This is a genomic window from Vibrio sp. V10_P2A27P122 (assembly GCF_963874335.1).
GTDB classification, from domain to species: Bacteria; Pseudomonadota; Gammaproteobacteria; order Enterobacterales; family Vibrionaceae; genus Vibrio; species Vibrio anguillarum.
In genome coordinates, this window is the sequence record NZ_CAWNHY010000011.1 from 29,451 (window position 1) to 47,114 (window position 17,664).

Annotated in this window: 13 protein-coding genes; 9 read left to right on the top strand and 4 right to left on the bottom strand. The window is 45.6% G+C overall.

Translation table 11 applies throughout. The features are described 5' to 3' along the window. Nucleotides 1-14: 14 nt before the first annotated feature. The 5 genes from rlmD (at nucleotide 15) to eno (ending at nucleotide 7,800) form a co-directional block, all read left to right on the top strand. Nucleotides 15-1,337, top strand: coding sequence for a 23S rRNA (uracil(1939)-C(5))-methyltransferase RlmD (rlmD, locus tag AACQ17_RS00775; RefSeq protein ID WP_094145835.1), 1,323 nt, complete (start codon nucleotides 15-17; stop codon nucleotides 1,335-1,337). A 63-nt stretch (nucleotides 1,338-1,400) separates the two neighbouring features. Further along, nucleotides 1,401-3,623 (top strand): GTP diphosphokinase, encoded by a 2,223-nt coding sequence (gene relA, locus AACQ17_RS00780; protein WP_017046490.1) that lies wholly within the window; start codon nucleotides 1,401-1,403, stop codon nucleotides 3,621-3,623. Between the two features lie 134 nt (nucleotides 3,624-3,757). Next, a complete protein-coding gene (gene mazG, locus AACQ17_RS00785; protein WP_094147221.1) occupies nucleotides 3,758-4,555 on the top strand; it encodes a nucleoside triphosphate pyrophosphohydrolase in 798 nt (265 codons plus the stop codon). Between the two features lie 223 nt (nucleotides 4,556-4,778). Further along, nucleotides 4,779-6,419: a CTP synthase gene (locus tag AACQ17_RS00790; protein WP_013856040.1), complete on the top strand. Its 1,641-nt coding sequence runs from the start codon at nucleotides 4,779-4,781 to the stop codon at nucleotides 6,417-6,419. A 79-nt stretch (nucleotides 6,420-6,498) separates the two neighbouring features. Further along, complete coding sequence (eno, locus tag AACQ17_RS00795) at nucleotides 6,499-7,800, top strand: phosphopyruvate hydratase (RefSeq protein WP_013856041.1); 1,302 nt, start codon at nucleotides 6,499-6,501, stop codon at nucleotides 7,798-7,800. Between the two features lie 116 nt (nucleotides 7,801-7,916). Here eno and AACQ17_RS00800 read toward each other — a convergent pair whose 3' ends face one another. Continuing rightward, nucleotides 7,917-9,128: a multifunctional CCA addition/repair protein gene (locus tag AACQ17_RS00800; RefSeq protein ID WP_094147220.1), complete on the bottom strand. Its 1,212-nt coding sequence runs from the start codon at nucleotides 9,126-9,128 to the stop codon at nucleotides 7,917-7,919. Between the two features lie 88 nt (nucleotides 9,129-9,216). Between AACQ17_RS00800 and AACQ17_RS00805 the strand changes: the two genes are divergently transcribed. Further along, nucleotides 9,217-10,815: an ExeA family protein gene (locus AACQ17_RS00805; protein ID WP_094147219.1), complete on the top strand. Its 1,599-nt coding sequence runs from the start codon at nucleotides 9,217-9,219 to the stop codon at nucleotides 10,813-10,815. After that, nucleotides 10,815-11,549, top strand: coding sequence for a general secretion pathway protein GspB (locus tag AACQ17_RS00810; protein WP_017050467.1), 735 nt, complete (start codon nucleotides 10,815-10,817; stop codon nucleotides 11,547-11,549). The genes AACQ17_RS00805 and AACQ17_RS00810 overlap by 1 nt, the downstream gene beginning before the upstream one ends. 62 nt (nucleotides 11,550-11,611) lie before the next feature. On the opposite strand, the gene AACQ17_RS00815 is transcribed toward AACQ17_RS00810, so the two are convergent. The 3 genes from AACQ17_RS00815 to AACQ17_RS00825 all read right to left on the bottom strand — a co-directional run bounded on the left by AACQ17_RS00815 (nucleotide 11,612) and on the right by AACQ17_RS00825 (nucleotide 14,463). Further along, nucleotides 11,612-12,220: a TIGR04211 family SH3 domain-containing protein gene (locus AACQ17_RS00815; protein WP_026029138.1), complete on the bottom strand. Its 609-nt coding sequence runs from the start codon at nucleotides 12,218-12,220 to the stop codon at nucleotides 11,612-11,614. 158 nt (nucleotides 12,221-12,378) lie between these two features. Continuing rightward, complete coding sequence (locus AACQ17_RS00820) at nucleotides 12,379-13,638, bottom strand: inorganic phosphate transporter (RefSeq protein WP_026027278.1); 1,260 nt, start codon at nucleotides 13,636-13,638, stop codon at nucleotides 12,379-12,381. A gap of 144 nt (nucleotides 13,639-13,782) precedes the next feature. Then, the gene (locus AACQ17_RS00825) at nucleotides 13,783-14,463 is read right to left on the bottom strand and encodes a TIGR00153 family protein (protein WP_013856047.1); all 681 of its coding nucleotides are present in this window, start codon (nucleotides 14,461-14,463) and stop codon (nucleotides 13,783-13,785) included. A 204-nt stretch (nucleotides 14,464-14,667) separates the two neighbouring features. On the opposite strand from AACQ17_RS00825, the gene AACQ17_RS00830 reads away from it, so the two are divergent. Beyond that, the gene (locus AACQ17_RS00830; protein ID WP_029189885.1) at nucleotides 14,668-16,191 is read left to right on the top strand and encodes a CYTH and CHAD domain-containing protein; all 1,524 of its coding nucleotides are present in this window, start codon (nucleotides 14,668-14,670) and stop codon (nucleotides 16,189-16,191) included. 137 nt (nucleotides 16,192-16,328) lie between these two features. Beyond that, complete coding sequence (locus AACQ17_RS00835) at nucleotides 16,329-17,654, top strand: IS4 family transposase (protein ID WP_017047321.1); 1,326 nt, start codon at nucleotides 16,329-16,331, stop codon at nucleotides 17,652-17,654. Nucleotides 17,655-17,664 lie beyond the last annotated feature (10 nt).

The window sequence follows — 17,664 nt, forward strand, 5'->3', positions numbered from 1 at the left end:
CTTAGGCACAGAGCATGGCACGTTTTTTCCAACCGAAAAAGAAAGCGCAATTAGAAACAAAACATCAAACGGTATTGATTGAACGTCTTGATCATCAAGGTTCTGGTATCGCTTATCAACACAATAAACTGCTTTTTGTTGATGGCGCGCTGCCCGGTGAGCAAGTGCTGATGCAGCTAACTGAAAGCAAAAGTAAATACTCTCGCGGTCAGTTGATTAAAGTCTTAACGGCCAGTGAACAACGCGTGACGCCATTTTGTCGCCATTACGGTCAATGTGGTGGTTGCGATCTGCAGCATTTAGAGCACAGTGCGCAGGTGGCGCACAAAGAGCAAACACTCTCGCAATTGATGAGTAAATTCGCCGGACAAACGTTGGCATTGAGCCCCGCAATAAGTTGCGCCAATAAAGGCTATCGCCGCCGCGCCCGCATCAGCGTGTTGTGGGACAAAAAGCAGCAACAGCTGCAATTTGGCTTTCGCAAAAAGCAGAGCAAGCAAATCGTTAACGTGACGGACTGCCCAGTGCTAGAACCACAACTCAACACGCTACTTACACCTATCCAAGCGCTGTTAACGCAATTTAAATCTCAGCAAGCGATTGGCCATGTTGAATTGGTGCTGGGTGATCAAGGCGCGATGATGGTGTTGCGCCATCTTCAGCCGCTGCCAAGTGAAGATCACGCGGCGCTGCTGGCGTTTGCTCAGCAGCATCATCTCACTTTGTATGTGATGCCAGAAAGCGATCAGCTCGAACGTCTTCACGGAGAGATGGCAAGCTACTGTGAAACCGGATCAGTTATCGAATTTTTGCCCTCCAACTTTATTCAAGTCAATCGTCAAGTAAACCAAAAAATGGTGGCTCAAGCATTGGAATGGTTAGCCTTGACTGAGGATGACCGAGTGTTGGACCTATTTTGTGGCGTAGGGAACTTTAGTTTGCCGATGGCCCAATACGCTCAATCGGTGGTGGGCATTGAAGGTGTGGATGAGATGGTTGAGCAAGCGACACAAAACGCGCAGCGCAATCAAATCGACAATATCACGTTCTACCAAGCAAATTTGGAACAAGATATGTCAACGCAAGCGTGGGCAAAGCAAAAATTTGCTAAAGTACTACTCGACCCAGCGCGAGCCGGGGCGGCAGGCATTGTCGACCAATTGGCTAAGCTCGGTGCTCAGCGCGTGGTGTACGTTTCTTGTAACCCGGCAACACTGGCAAGAGACAGTCAAAGTTTACTCAGCCAAGGTTATAAGTTGGTAAAACTTGGCATGTTGGATATGTTTCCACACACCAGTCATTTAGAATCGATGGCGCTATTTGTAAAAAGTCGGTAGACAGAGAACTAACTCAGTCGAAGTTAGTCGAATACCACAAACTATAAAACTAGGACGAATCAGATGGTTGCGGTACGAAGCGCACACTTGAATCCAGACGAACAGTTTGAGCTAGATAAATGGATTGCGAGTTTACATCAAGATAAAAGCACAGCTTCTAAACTGACGGACGTATATCGTCAGTGTGAAACGTTATTAGAAGGTCATGCCAAAGGACCGCTACTGCTGTGGCGCGGCCGTGAAATGATCGAAATCCTGATTACCTTATCGATGGATCGCGCCACTTTAGTCGCGGCTCAGCTCTTTCCTATCGTCAGTAGTGGGCTTTTTGACCGTGAAGTATTAGAAGAGACCTATGGTAAAGGCATAGTGAAGCTGATTGATGGTGTCGAAGAGATGGCGGCACTCGGTCAGTTAAATGTTACCTTGCAAGGCAGTGAAGCTTCAGAGCAGGTGGATAACGTTCGCCGCATGCTGCTTGCGATGGTAGATGATTTTCGTTGCGTGGTGATCAAATTAGCGGAGCGCATTTGTAATTTACGTGAAGTAAAAGATGAACCTGACGAAATTCGCCGTGTAGCGGCTAAAGAGTGCGCCAATATCTATGCCCCTTTAGCAAACCGCTTGGGCATTGGTCAGCTCAAATGGGAAATTGAAGATTACGCATTTCGCTACCAGCAGTCCGATACCTACAAACAAATTGCTAAGCAGCTTTCCGAGCGCCGCATCGTGCGTGAACAATATATTCACGATTTTGTCGAAGATCTGCGCGCCGAGATGAAGCTTTCTCATATCAATGCCGAAGTGAGTGGCCGTCCGAAACACATCTATAGCATCTGGCGCAAAATGCAGAAGAAAGGGTTGGCTTTCGATGAACTGTTTGATGTGCGTGCAGTTCGCATTATTGCTGATCAACTGCAAGACTGTTACGCCGCCTTGGGCGTTGTTCATACCAAATACAAACACCTGCCTAGCGAATTTGATGATTACGTTGCTAATCCGAAACCGAATGGCTATCAATCCATTCATACGGTGATTTTAGGGCCAGAAGGCAAAACCATCGAAATTCAAATTCGTACTAAGCAGATGCATGAAGAGTCTGAACTTGGGGTTGCTGCGCACTGGAAATATAAAGAGGGCGCAACGGTTGCCCGCAGCGGTTACGATGAGAAAATTACTTGGTTGCGTAAGCTTCTTGATTGGCAAGAAGAGATGTCTGATTCGGGTGAGATGATCGACGAGCTGCGTAGCCAGGTGTTTGATGATCGCGTTTACGCCTTTACACCTCGTGGTGATGTGGTTGATTTACCCATGGGAGCCACGCCGCTCGATTTTGCCTACCATATTCACTCTGAAGTGGGGCATCGCTGTATCGGTGCCAAAGTTGCGGGTCGTATTGTTCCATTTACTCATAAATTATCTATGGGTGATCAAGTCGAAATCATCACTCAGAAAGAGCCGAATCCGTCGCGTGATTGGCTAAATCCAGCAACGGGGTTTGTTCATTCAGGCCGTGCGCGCGCCAAGATTAACGCTTGGTTCCGTAAACAAGGCCGCGAGAAAAACCTTGAAGCCGGACGAGAGATCCTCGAGTCAGAATTGGCCAAAATCGGTGCTACGTTAAAAGATGCCGATAAATACGCGCTCAAACGTTTTAACGTCAATACGCCTGACGAGCTGTACGTCGGCATTGGCAGTGGTGATCTGCGAATCAACCAAATCGTCAATCACATCAATGCCTTGGTGAATAAGCCGACCGCTGAGCAAGAAGATCAACAAGCACTGCAAAAATTGCAAGATGCGCAAACTCGTCCAGCTCAGCCACATCGAGCGCACAAAGATGCCGTTGTAGTGGAAGGGGTAGATAACCTCATGACACACCTAGCGCGCTGTTGCCAACCTATCCCGGGTGATGAGATCAAAGGTTACATTACTCAAGGGCGTGGTATTTCAGTCCATCGCAGTGACTGTGAACAGCTAGAAGAGCTGAGCCATCACGCACCTGAACGCATCATTGATACCGTTTGGGGGCGCGGGTTTGTTGGAACCTATATTTTGACTTTGCGCGTTGAAGCGATGGAGCGAGGTGGGTTACTCAAAGACATCACCACCTTGCTTGCGAATGAGAAAGTGAAAGTCATCAGCATGAAAAGTCGTAGCGACTACAAAAGACAGTTGATCATCATGGATTTTGATCTTGAAGTGAGCAACATCGAAGCGCTGTCACGAGTATCAATGCGAGTAGAGCAGATCAAAGATGTAATGTTGGTAAAACGCCTAGGCTAAATTTCATATCACAGTAACACTCTTATTGGCGTGAATCGCAATTAAATCGCGACGCAAGCGCCTTGGGTTTTCAAAGGCGAGTGGCAATGACTGCTCGCTTTTTTATTTTAAATATTGATGTAAGGAGCGGATAAATGAGCCACCCAATCGAACAACTGGAACAGATCATGGCACAGTTGCGTGACCCAAAAACAGGTTGTCCTTGGGATATCAAGCAAACTTTTGACACGGTTGTTCCTTACACAATCGAAGAGACCTATGAAGTGGTGGAAGCGATCCACAACCAAGATTGGCCTAATCTCAAAGAAGAATTAGGTGACTTGCTGTTTCAAGTTATTTTTTATAGTCAAATGGCGAAAGAGCAAGGGTTGTTTGATTTCTCGCAAGTTGTTGAAACGGTGAATGAAAAACTTACGCGCCGCCATCCTCATGTTTTTTCGGGTGCCAAGTTTGAGGATGAAGCGCAAATCAACGCCAATTGGGAAGCTGAAAAAGCCAAAGAAAAGGTACAAGCAGGAAAAAAAGATCAAAGTATTCTAGACTCAATACCACACGCTTTTCCGTCCCTTTTACGTGCTACAAAGATTCAAAAAAAGTGTGCCCAATATGGCTTTGATTGGGATTCTATCGGCCCAGTGGTTGATAAAGTCCAAGAAGAGATCGAAGAAGTCATGGAAGAGGCGTTGCAAATCAACCCTGATCCAGTTCGAGTTGAGGATGAAATGGGCGATCTATTATTTGCCACCGTTAACTTTGCTCGGCACTTAAAAATTGATCCAGAAGTGGCGTTAAATAAAGCAAATCGAAAGTTTTCACGTCGATTTAAATGCATTGAAATGTTGGTGGCACGTCAGCACAAAACCTTGACCGATTTTTCTCTCGAAGAATTGGATGCGATGTGGAATGAAGTGAAGCGCTTGGAGTCGAAGTAATACCCTGTGTTGGCAATCCACAATAAAACCCACCCATTGAGACAAATTTGACTCATTTGAGTGGTGTGATAAGCCATATCAAGCGGTGCTCTTTGATTTGAAGCAAAAAATAAAAAATGACAGTGTGATAGATTTCACGTTGTAGCGAATAAGGGCTTCTGGTATATTTTTATCCCGTCCAGAAGAAATCCATTTCCCTCATTCAACCAATTTCAGGTTAAACATGACGACAAATTACATTTTTGTTACTGGCGGGGTTGTATCCTCTCTAGGTAAAGGTATTGCGGCAGCATCTCTTGCGGCGATTTTAGAAGCTCGTGGTCTTAAAGTGACTATGATGAAGCTTGACCCTTACATCAACGTTGACCCAGGCACAATGAGCCCAACTCAACATGGTGAAGTGTTTGTCACGGAAGATGGCGCTGAAACTGACCTTGACCTTGGTCACTACGAACGTTTTATTCGTACCAAAATGACCAAGCGCAATAACTTTACTGCTGGTCGTGTTTATGCCGATGTATTGCGTAAAGAGCGCCGTGGTGACTACCTAGGTGCAACGATTCAGGTTATTCCACACATCACCAATGCGATTAAAGATCGCGTTATCGCAGGCTCTGAAGGTCACGATGTCGCTATCGTTGAAGTAGGCGGAACCGTTGGTGATATCGAGTCATTGCCATTTATGGAAGCGATTCGTCAGCTTGCGATTGAAGTGGGCCGTGAACACGCGATGTTTATGCACCTGACTTTAGTTCCTTACCTTGCCGCTGCTGGTGAAGTGAAAACCAAACCGACTCAACATTCAGTTAAAGAGCTGCTTTCTATCGGCATTCAGCCTGATATTTTGGTTTGTCGTAGCGATCGCGTTATCCCAGCGAACGAACGTAAGAAAATTGCTTTGTTCTGTAACGTGCCTGAAAAAGCCGTTATCTCGATGAAAGATGTTGATTCTATCTACAAGATCCCTCAACTGATCAAAGCTCAAGGTTTGGATGATATCGTTTGTAACCGTTTTGGTATTAAAGCACCGGAAGCGGATCTTTCTGAATGGGAACAAGTGATTTACGAAGAGGCTAACCCAACCGCTGAAGTGGTGATCGGGATGGTCGGTAAATACATTGAATTGCCTGATGCTTACAAATCGGTTAACGAAGCACTGAAACACGCAGGTTTGAAAAACCGTTTGAGCGTGAAAATTAAATACATCGATTCTCAAGACGTTGAAACCAAAGGTGCAGAAGTGCTGACTGGTTTGGACGCAATCCTAGTACCTGGCGGTTTTGGTGATCGCGGTATCGAAGGCAAAATTCTTGCTGCGCAATATGCCCGCGAAAACAAAGTTCCTTACCTAGGGATTTGTCTAGGTATGCAAGTGGCGCTGATCGAATACGCGCGTAACGTTGCGGGTATGAAAGGTGCGCATTCAACAGAATTTAACAAAGAGACTCAATACCCTGTGGTAGGCTTGATCACCGAATGGGTAGATGACGAAGGTAACGTAGAAGAGCGTACTGAAAAGTCTGATCTTGGTGGTACTATGCGCCTTGGTTCGCAGCTATGCCACTTAGAGAAAGGCACCAAAGCGTATGAGCTTTACGGTAGTGCAACCATTCATGAACGTCATCGTCACCGTTATGAAGTTAATAATAAACTTCGTCCGCAGATCGAAAAAGCTGGCTTGAAAGTATCAGGTCTGTCTGCTGATAAGAAGCTAGTTGAAGTGATTGAGAACCCTGCTCACCCATGGTTTGTAGCAGCTCAGTTCCACCCAGAATTCACGTCAACCCCTCGTGATGGTCACCCACTATTTGCAGGCTTTATTAAAGCGGCAGGTGAGTTCCAACGCGGTGAATCAGAGAAGTAACAAGGATACGGGCAGTTGCAATTGTTGTGCTGCTGCCCTTTATAGTTTTGACATTTAAATTCAACGAGAGGAAACATTAATGTCTAAGATCGTTAAAGTTCTAGGTCGCGAAATCATCGACTCACGTGGTAACCCAACAGTAGAAGCTGAAGTTCACCTAGAAGGCGGTTTCGTAGGTATGGCAGCTGCGCCATCTGGTGCATCTACTGGTTCTCGCGAAGCTCTTGAGCTACGTGACGGTGACAAATCACGTTTCCTAGGTAAAGGTGTTCTTAAAGCGATTGCAGCTGTAAACGGCCCAATTGCTGATGCTCTAGTTGGTAAAGATGCTAAAGATCAAGCAGCTATCGACCAAGTGATGATCGACCTTGATGGTACTGAAAACAAATCTAACTTCGGTGCGAACGCAATCCTAGCGGTTTCTCTAGCGAACGCAAAAGCGGCTGCGGCTGCGAAAGGCATGCCTCTATACGAGCACATTGCTGAGCTAAACGGTACTGCTGGCCAATTCTCTATGCCTCTACCAATGATGAACATCATCAACGGTGGCGAGCACGCAGATAACAACGTAGACATCCAAGAGTTCATGATCCAACCTGTTGGCGCAAAAACTCTTAAAGAAGCAGTACGTATGGGTGCAGAAGTATTCCATAACCTAGCTAAAGTTCTGAAGTCTAAAGGCTACAACACTGCTGTTGGTGACGAAGGTGGTTTCGCTCCTAACCTAAAATCTAACGCTGAAGCGCTAGAAGTTATCGCAGAAGCGGTTGCAGCGGCTGGCTACGTGCTAGGTAAAGACATCACTCTAGCGATGGACTGTGCAGCATCTGAGTTCTTCGACAAAGACGCTGGCATCTACAACATGAAAGGTGAAGGCAAAACGTTCACTTCAGAAGAGTTCAACCACTACCTAGCGGGCCTTGTTGAGCAATTCCCAATCGTTTCTATCGAAGACGGTTTGGACGAGTCTGATTGGACTGGTTTCAAACACCAAACTGAACTTCTAGGCGACAAAATTCAGCTAGTGGGTGACGATCTATTCGTTACTAACACTAAGATCCTTAAAGAAGGTATTGAGAAAGGTATCGTTAACTCAATCCTTATCAAGTTCAACCAAATCGGTTCTCTAACTGAGACTCTAGCTGCAATTAAGATGGCTAAAGATGCTGGTTACACAGCGGTAATCTCTCACCGTTCTGGCGAAACTGAAGATGCAACTATCGCTGATCTAGCGGTAGGTACAGCTGCAGGTCAAATCAAAACGGGTTCTATGAGCCGTTCTGACCGTGTTGCTAAGTACAACCAACTAATCCGTATTGAAGAAGCGCTAGCTGGTCGTGCTCCTTTCAACGGTCTTAAAGAAGTGAAAGGCCAAGCTTAATCCCACGGGATACAGCTTAGCATCATTACTTTAAAGAACGCCCTGCAATGCAGGGCGTTTTGTTTTTTCTGCTATCGCAACTCGCATTTTGAATTGCGAGTTAAGAAGGGAAAGATTTACACCGCGCTAATCGCTGCGATCCGTCGTTTATCCAGTTCTTCTTTGATCGCTTTCCCTTGAAAACCATCACGGATCACCTGTTGTACATCGACACTCAGTGCGGCTTGATAGGCTTTGAGAAAAATATCGCGTTGCGGATAAGGGGTCTCTTCACAACCTAATCGACCCGCATGATCGGCTTGACAACAGAGTAAAACGTCCTGCAAGCGCTCAGGCTTGCGCCATGCATCGAGTTTATCGAGTATTTTGAGTTTGGTGCTGGGTTTTAATTCTGCCGCTCGATGAATATTGGAATGCTGCTCGCAGACGAGTAGTGCCAACTCTTTACACTCATTTGGAATACGCACCCGCTCGCACAAGGCTTTAATGATGTTAATTCCTGTGTGACAGTGCATTTTATGGCTGGGCCATTCGCTTTTAGGTGTGACTCCTTTACCTAAGTCATGCACTTGCGCTGCAAAACGAACCGCTATCGATGAAGAGAGCTTCGCCGCTTGCGCTGCAACCATTAAGGTGTGTACTCCGGTATCAATTTCAGGATGCCATTTTTCCGGTTGAGGAACACCAAACAGGCGATCCAGTTCGGGTAATACCACTTTAAGTGCACCGCATTCATATAAAACAGAAAGAAATATTTCTGGATGCTGAGTGGCCAGTGATTTCTGCCACTCTTGCCATACGCGCTCGGCGGTTAAGTGTTGCAACTCACCTGATTGCGTTATTTGTTTCATCAGTGCCATGGTTTCATCGGCAATGGTAAAACCTAAATGTGCGAATTTGGCCGCAAAACGAGCGACGCGAAGGACACGTAGTGGATCTTCGATAAAAGCATCAGAAACATGGCGCAGTAGGCGATTGTGCAGATCGCGCTGGCCGCCATAGGGGTCAATAAGCTTACCAGCGTTATCTTGTGCGATGGCGTTAATGGTCAGATCGCGGCGAGCGAGATCCTCTTCCAAAGTCACATCGGGTGCGTAGTAGCAGGCAAAGCCTGTGTAGCCAGCGCCAGTTTTGCGCTCAGTGCGAGCAAGGGCATACTCTTGTTTCGTTTTCGGGTGAAGAAATACGGGAAAATCTTTTCCTACAGGAGTAAAACCAGTGGCCAGCATTTGCTCTGGGCTGCTGCCTACTACAACCCAATCTTTGTCATAGATATCAATATGGAGCAACTGATCGCGTACCGCGCCCCCAACTAAGTATACTTGCACCGGATTACCTTAAATATGCTGAAACGCCATTGGCGATTGATGTTAGTAATGGTACTTTTCATCACAGTGAAATGATAGAGACGAGAGAATGTATAAGGAATTTTTTGGATTTACCGAGCCGCCATTTTCAATTGTACCGAGCTCTCGTTACCTATTTTTGAGCCATCGTCATCGTGAAGCGATGCAACATTTACAAGCAGGGCTGGGTGATGGTGGTGGTTTTGCGCTATTAACTGGCGAAGTGGGGACTGGCAAAACAACCATCGCAAGAGCGATGCTTGCAGCACTCGATGATAGTACTCAGGCGGGGTTTATTTTAAATCCAACTTTTTCGAACATCGAGTTGCTTGAAGCGATTTGTGATGAGTTTGCGCTGTCTTACCCACCTTCAGGGAGTTTAAAAGCGCTTAGCCAAGTAATTTATCATCATTTACTGCATAACCACGCGCAAGGGAAACAGACGCTATTAGTGATAGATGAGGCGCAGCATCTGGCCGCCGATGTACTGGAACAGTTGCGACTACTGACTAACCTTGAAACGGAGAGCCGTAAGTTGCTTAAGGTTTTACTGATTGGTCAGCCTGAGTTACAACAAAAATTGCAATTACCTCAGTTACGCCAACTTGCGCAACGTATTACCGGTCGTTATCACTTGCTGCCTCTCAATGTTCAAGAGACAGAGCAGTACATCCACTTTCGTTTAGCGTTAGCCGGCGGTCACAAGGATTGGTTTGATCAGAAAAGTATCAAATGGATAGCGGAACAGACCCACGGTATTCCGCGTTTAATTAACTTAGTGTGCGATGCGAGTTTCAAGTTAGCCTATCAGCAAGGCGTGAAAGCGCTCTCATTTGAATTAGTGCGTACTGCGGGTCAAGAGGTCATGAATTTTCAGTCTTCGGTCTATCAGTCGCCTCATGCTCGCCTCGTACCGTCTTCAATATCGTATCGCTCTCCTCTCATTGCGGGCTTAATGTTAGCTGTGTTCATTGCGTGGTTTAGCCCGCCATGGATTGATCGCATGATGCGCTTTGCGTTGCCTTCCCCTGAATTACCTAAACCGATCACTCAAGTGGTGATCAGTGCTCAATTGGAACAAGATCTAGAACGCTCGAAGGCATTGGAATCGGCCATTAGCGATCTTTATAAAGTGTGGGGTTACAGTGCATCTTTGGCCGATAGTTTTTGTGATGCTCAAGCACAAGGACGCTTTCAATGTCAGCGTATGCAGGGTGATTTCAACCAATTAAAGCAGTTAAATTTGCCAGTGGTGCTCACTTTAGCTGCGGAGCAAACACAAGCTTATGCGGTGCTGTACCAGATCAATGCTGAGCAGGTGCAATTGTTAATGTCAGGAAAGCATGTGCAAATTAACCAAAGTCAGCTCAATGACGTATGGACAGGAGAATATCACTACATTTGGCAGCACGATTTACTCCGAACGTTGAAACAGGGCATGCAAGGAGATGATGTTGAACTGCTTGACCAAAAATTGTCTCAGTTACTTGGAGAGCAAGCCACAGGGCATCAACAATTTGATGGTGAGGTAAAGCGCAAAGTAGCTTTTTTCCAACGCTGGCAAAAAATGGACAGCGATGGTATTGCTGGGGCTCGCACTATAAGTCGGCTTGAGCTATTGACTCAACACAACGCACCTCGCCTTCTCATTACTAAGGAGCAAGGATAATGTCGCAAGTGCTTAAAGCATTAGAGCAATCAGAGCTGAGCCACCAGAGCAAAAGCTTGCCTCACTCTTCTCATGTAGCAGTGTTTAATCAATCCTTGCCATCTTCATGGTGCTCGAAATCATCGCTTACCGTGTTGTTTGCTCCATCGTTACTCTGCTGCGGTTATCTTATTTATCATTCATACCAAGCTCGAATCGATGAGCTAGAACAATTGAAGCACAATGCGCCACAAGTTGTGCAACAAGAGGGGGTTTACCAAGTTCTGGAATACCCTGACTTTGGTGAGTTACAAACTAATACACCACGAGTGAAAACACTTACCGAGACAAGCCAGTTGACGACTCGTGAGCCGCGAGATAAAAACGCAGATCAGGAGTTTGGCCTTAATGATCTCGACTTAAGTCAATTATCCCCGGAATTGGTACAACGAGTTGAGTTGGCGATTCAAGGCAAAGATCAAGTCGTACTGGTAGGAGACACATCAAAAGGTCATCTTCTGCTCACAGAACATCTTGATACCTTTTCAGGACGTATCCCAGCGCTGAATTTCCAGACTCACGTTTATTCAAGTCGCACAGATAAACGATGGGTAAAAATTAATGGCGTAGAGCGAAAGGTAGGCGATGATGTGGTGAATGGCGTGCAATTAGTCGAGATCAATCCGCAATCAACCTTGATACGTTTCGATGGTGAATTGATTGAAATCCCAGCTCTTTATGATTGGAAAGGATAAAAAAACGGTCACCTTTCTCTGGTGACCGTTTTTCAAGTGATAGATCCAGTCAGTTAGGGAGATTATGCCCAACCAGAAGGGTGTTTCTTACGGCGTGGGATAATGTGTGGCAAAATTAGTCCAAGTAACAGACCAATACCCGCTACGCCGCCCCCATAAGTAAAGTATTTAAGCAGTAGATCCTCTTTCTGAGTATCCAGCTTAGCGCGCAGTTCGCGAATTTCAGTTTGTGAATCAGTGAGCTGCTTACTGATATCACTGTAGTTTTGTTCTAACTCTGAAATTTGTTGATTGCGAGCCTCTAATGAATTGGCCAATCCGGCTTTTTCACTGTCTGCATTTTGCTTTGCATTGGCCAATTTACTTTTCACTTCGGCCAGCTCACTCTCCAATTTCGGCAAACGCATCGCCATGCTTTCTTGGCGAGTGACAAAACGGCTTTCAACCCAACCCGTGCGGCCTTTCTCATCGGCAATCTGGCTATAACCAGTATCGTTATTAACATCAAGCAGCTTTACTTTGTCTCCTGCATCGATGCTACCGAGAATGCGAAATTGGTTACTTGGACCTGAATGAATATAAGTAAAGAGTTTGTCCGCAATATAGCGGTCTTGCGCAAACGTTGGCGCAGCCAACATGGTCAGTAAAACCATGCAGATCAGTTTTTTCACGATAAGTCCTTTAGCTATCAAATGAGGTATTAAAATGCTTTCGACAAATATTAAGAAGTTTCGTTGATTGGTGCAACAAAGAAGGGAGGCTAAGCCTCCCTTTCTGTGCGTTTGAGTCAATTAATGACATTGCACTTACAATCTATTGACTTATTGTATTAGCCAAATATTGCTTGCAGGGCATAGAAGAAAATGACCGCAAGTAAAGCGCCTGCTGGCAAGGTGACAATCCATGAAGCAACGATATTACGCACCACACCTAGATTCAATGCCGCAATTCCACGAGCAAAACCAACCCCTAATACCGCACCAACAAGTGTTTGTGTGGTTGAGATTGGAAGGCCAGTACCTGATGCCAATACGACCGTTGACGCTGTTGCCAACTGAGCGGCAAAGCCACGGCTTGGCGTCAGTTCAGTGATACCCGTACCGACCGTCGCCATCACTTTGTGACCAAGGGTAGCTAGGCCAACCACAATACCAAAACCACCCAGTGGCAAAATCCACCAAGCAATTGAGCTTTTAGCACTAACAGCACCCAAGCTTTCAACAGTTGAAACCACCGCAGACAGAGGACCAATCGCGTTAGCTACATCATTTGAACCATGCGCAAAAGCCATTGCACACGCAGTGATCACCATCAATACGCTAAAGATGCTCTCAACACCGGAAAACCCATGGTCTTCTTCGCGGTTGGCAAATTTTCTCTTGATGTAGTAGTAACCACCGACCATAACAAGGCCTGATAGAGCCGCCGAACATAACCATGCTTCACCGGTACTCAAGTGTAAGCCTATATGTTTAAGGCCTTTTTTGATGGTAACCAGTGCGATCACCATAGTGGTGATGAACATATAAATAGGAACAAAGCGTTTGGCATTCATCAGTGGATTTTCAGTATCGAAAATCAATCGTTGAGCACTGACGAAGATTAAGTAGGCGAACAAACCAGAAATGACTGGAGTGACAATCCAACTGCCTACGATGCCTTTTACTGAGGCCCAATCAACCGCTTCTGGGCCGACAGATATGCAGGCAAATCCGATAATAGCGCCGATGATAGAGTGAGTCGTTGATACAGGCCAACCCATGTATGAAGCCAGCAATAGCCATGTTCCGGCGGCGAGAAGCGCAGACATCATGCCATAAACAAGAACGTCGGGTTGGTGAGCGAAAAGTGCGGGTTCGATGACGCTGTTACGAATGGTTTCGGTTACTTCACCACCCGCTAAATATGCACCAGCGAATTCAAAAATCATCGCAATGATAATAGCTTGTTTTACGGTTAGCGCTTTTGAGCCTACTGAAGTTCCCATTGCATTAGCAACATCATTTGCACCAATACCAATCGCCATCATGAAGCCAAAAGCGGCTGCAACAAGAATCAGGACAGTGCCGTAGTTCGCAAGGATATCCATCGTAATACCTAGTCTTTTGATAACAAGCGGAGCATAACTGGACTCATTTTCTCGAAGCGAGTCAAAACCATCAGCGGAGAAAATAATCAACGCCTAAGCTGATGGATCAAGTTTTGCTCTTCGTTATTTGGTTAACTTACTGATTTAAGAGCGAGAAAGCATTAGTTCAAGACGAGCGCCAACGCGCTGAGCTTGATCGGCAATGCCGCCCACCCATTCTAGAATTTTGTACAAGAACATTACATCGATCGGATTCATTTTCGACTCAATAGCCATTAATTGTTGGCGGAGTCGAACCTGCATCGCATCGGTGTCATCTTCAATCACATCCAGTTGATTGATCATTTCCGCCACCAGTGTGACTTCACGACCTTTAAATCCTGTTTCCAATAACTCATCGAGCTCATTGATCACTTTTTGCGCTTGATTTGCTGCATCAAGGCAGCGTTTTACGTAGGCAATGAAGTTTTCTTGAAGAGGCTCTGGGATGATCAATTGACGACCGTAGACACGGCCTGCAATATCTTTTGCAAGGTTGGCCAGTTTATCTTGCTGAGTTAACAGCTCTAGCATGTCAGTACGATCGACAGGCATAAATAAACCGCGTGGTAGTTTAAGACGAATTTCACGCTTGAGTACGTCCGCTTCTTTCTCTAAATGAGAAATTTGGGCTCGAATTTCACCTGCTTTCTCCCAGTCACCCTTTGAACAAACTTCAAAGAAATTGACTAAGTGAGAGCAACATTCATTCACACACACAACGTGGCGCTGCAAAGGCTTTATAGGGGACTTTGCAAATAACCCCATAATTGTATTTACTGGCATGGTCGTTCAACCTAAAAAATATAACCTTAAAATAACATACACCATTCATGGCGAAATGTTGAGCGATGGCTATAAAGGCGCGCATGTTAACCCATTAAATCTCTCATTAAAACTGTTTTAGATCATCATTCCGGTGATATTTGTTACTTGCCCCACTGTGCATTAGGCCATATTCTTTCGCTATCTGCTTTGAAAGGGTTAGTTATGGAAACCGAGATAGAACTGAAGTTTTTTGTTTCACCAGAATTTTCGGAAATTTTGCGTTACAAGATCTCTGAAATCAAAGTACTTCAGCACAGTTGTCGAGCGTTAGGGAACACTTACTTCGATACACCTGACAACTGGTTGCGTCAACACGACACAGGGCTTCGTATTCGTCGCTTTGATGATGTGTATGTTCAAACTGTTAAAACGGCGGGTCGAGTCGTTGCAGGGTTGCACCAAAGACCAGAATACAATGCTGAGCACAACAGCAATGAACCGAACTTGACGCTTCATCCGGAAGATATCTGGCCACAAGGTAAAGATATTACGACCTTACAATCTGAACTGATGCCTCTATTTTCGACCAACTTCACACGCGAGCAGTGGCTGATTGGCATGGCCGATGGCAGCCAAGTTGAAGTGGCTTTCGATCAAGGTTTTGTTGTTGCAGGTGAAAAACAAGAACCTATCTGCGAAGTGGAGCTGGAGTTGAAATCGGGGCAAACGGATGCCTTGTTTACGTTAGCTCGCCAGTTTTGTGAGCACGGTGGTATGCGTCTGGGTAACTTGAGTAAAGCGGCGCGAGGCTATCGTCTTGCGTCTGGTTATCAAGGTGATGAAGTTCACGCCTTAACCTTGGTCAATACAGTCAGTACTGACAGCGTGGAAGAGTGTTTTATTCACTCGCTAGAGCATGCATTATCCCATTGGCATCACCATGAACAGATCTACACCGAGCGCGATTCAATTCCGGCGTTACATGAGATAAGCCACGCCACCAGTTTTTTACGCCAGATCTTGAGCATTTATGGCGGCATTGTGCCACGTCGCGCCAGCGCTATTTTACGTCAGGAATTAAAATGGTTGGAGCAAGAGTTATCGTGGTTAAAAACTCATGACTACCTAACAAATCTGCTTGAAGATAAAGGCCACGCACTGCGTAAACTGGACGCTCGTAAATTTATCATCGCCGAGTTAAAAGAGCAGCAAGAGGCACTACCTAATCGGGAAGAAAACTTAAAGCTGCTCAGTTCGGCGCGTTATACTGGGTTACTGCTTGATCTCAGTCGTTGGATTTTGAGCCGTGGATGGCAACCCTTCTTGGACGATAAAGCCAGAGAAAAAATGGCGCGTAACGTCGGTTCGTTTTCGGTGAAGCAGTTGGATCGCACATGGGCCGAGTTAATGGAAGCTTTTCCTCCTAAAGTTGAGCTAAGCCCTCAAGAGTATATTGATCAGCAGTATCGTTTAATGCGTAATCTCTACACTGGCATTGGTTTTGCGAGCCTTTATGATATTGAAGAACGCAAAAACTTCCGTCTCCCTTGGGCTGATTTACTGCAAGGAATAGATGATTTATTAATGCTCAAGCCGCTAGAGAATTTGATCGACAAGTTGCAAGAAGACGAACAAGAACAACTCAAGCGATGGTTGATTCGCCAACAAAACTCCATTGTTCATGCGATGGAGCAGACGCGACAAATTGGCATTGAAGCCGAGCCTTATTGGCGTAAAAGTCGCTAATCAACATGGCTCACAGCCAAAATGAAAAAGAGATACTGCGGTGTAATGCCGATCAGTTAAGACTTTAATCGGCAGATCAGTTGAATGATCCTACCTTTATGTAAAAATCCGATAGACCTTGTTTATCGGATTTTTTTATGCACGTTTCTCAAGCCCTCGATATCATCAATAGTTATAAACCCAATCAAGTTGAAACACTCGCAGACCTCTTGCCCATTGAGCTCATCAATAGTGCTTATGAGCTTACTGATACCGTTACTCTAAGAAAACGAAAGCTCACTTTAGAGTCGATGGCATGGTTACTGGTTGGCATGGCTATCTATAACGATAAATCCATGGCTGACATTGTCAATATGCTCGATATTGTTGACCGCACAGGTAAGCCATTTGTTGCTCCAAGTGCATTAACACAGCGAAGAAAAAATCTTGGTGAATCAGCGGCTAAAGCGCTTTTTGAGTGTACGCAAAGTCATTGGTTCAAACAGGCTAACTTACCAAACTGGAACGGACTTACGTTACTGGGTGTTGATGGGGTTTTATGGAGAACAGAAGACTCGAAAGACAATGCTGAAGCGTTTGCCAAGCCTACCAATCGTGATGGTAAAGAAACACAGTACCCACAGGTGCGCATGGTCTGTCAGATGGAGCTGAGCAGTCATTTAATCACAGGCAGTGCTTTTGACTGTTATACCGTCAATGAAATGAAGCTGGCAGAGCAGCTTATCGAAACGACCCCCGATAACAGCTTAACGCTCTTCGACAAAGGCTTTTACTCCCTAGGTTTACTTCAAGCATGGCGTTCGCACGGCATCAATCGCCATTGGCTTATCCCGATGAAAAAAGGGCTGATTTATGAAGTTGTTCAGTCTTTTGGCCGACAAGATAAACTGATAAAACTGAAGAGTAATCCGCAAGCGCGTAAGAAATGGCCAGAGCTAGAAGAAGAGGTTGTGGTACGTTTAATCACGAGAGTCAAAGAGGGGAAGCAATACGATGTTCTCACCTCAATGGCTGACCCTATGCTTTATCCCAAATCAGATATAGTCGGTTTATATGAATACCGTTGGGAAATTGAACTGGGGTACCGAGAGCAAAAACAATACATGCTGGGTAACCGCCTTACACTGCGAAGCCGACTCCCAGAGCTCGTGAGACAAGAGCTCTGGGGAATACTACTGACATACAACTTAGTCAGATATCAAATGGTGCAGATGTGTAATACGTTGAATGGAGACTACTTGCCATACCAACTTAGCTTCAATGGAGCGTTAGCCCACATCATGCGCCTAATAGTGGGGCTTCCCTACTCGTCACCGGGAGCCATACCGAGGCAACTCCAAAACTTCTATGCAATGAGTGGGAGCTTAATACTTGAGCCAAGGCGAGAAAGAGCCTTCCCTAGAGTCGTGAAGAAAAAGCCAAGCCGATATCCTAGAAAATACAATGCCGCTCACCTTAAGTGAACGGCATTAG

Coding starts and splice junctions, on each gene's coding strand:
- rlmD (WP_094145835.1), top strand. CDS start 15: ATGGCACGTTTTTTCCAACCGAAAAAGAAAGCGCAATTAGAAACAAAA.
- relA (WP_017046490.1), top strand. CDS start 1,401: ATGGTTGCGGTACGAAGCGCACACTTGAATCCAGACGAACAGTTTGAG.
- mazG (WP_094147221.1), top strand. CDS start 3,758: ATGAGCCACCCAATCGAACAACTGGAACAGATCATGGCACAGTTGCGT.
- AACQ17_RS00790 (WP_013856040.1), top strand. CDS start 4,779: ATGACGACAAATTACATTTTTGTTACTGGCGGGGTTGTATCCTCTCTA.
- eno (WP_013856041.1), top strand. CDS start 6,499: ATGTCTAAGATCGTTAAAGTTCTAGGTCGCGAAATCATCGACTCACGT.
- AACQ17_RS00805 (WP_094147219.1), top strand. CDS start 9,217: ATGTATAAGGAATTTTTTGGATTTACCGAGCCGCCATTTTCAATTGTA.
- AACQ17_RS00810 (WP_017050467.1), top strand. CDS start 10,815: ATGTCGCAAGTGCTTAAAGCATTAGAGCAATCAGAGCTGAGCCACCAG.
- AACQ17_RS00820 (WP_026027278.1), bottom strand. CDS start 13,638: ATGGATATCCTTGCGAACTACGGCACTGTCCTGATTCTTGTTGCAGCC.
- AACQ17_RS00825 (WP_013856047.1), bottom strand. CDS start 14,463: ATGCCAGTAAATACAATTATGGGGTTATTTGCAAAGTCCCCTATAAAG.
- AACQ17_RS00830 (WP_029189885.1), top strand. CDS start 14,668: ATGGAAACCGAGATAGAACTGAAGTTTTTTGTTTCACCAGAATTTTCG.
- AACQ17_RS00835 (WP_017047321.1), top strand. CDS start 16,329: ATGCACGTTTCTCAAGCCCTCGATATCATCAATAGTTATAAACCCAAT.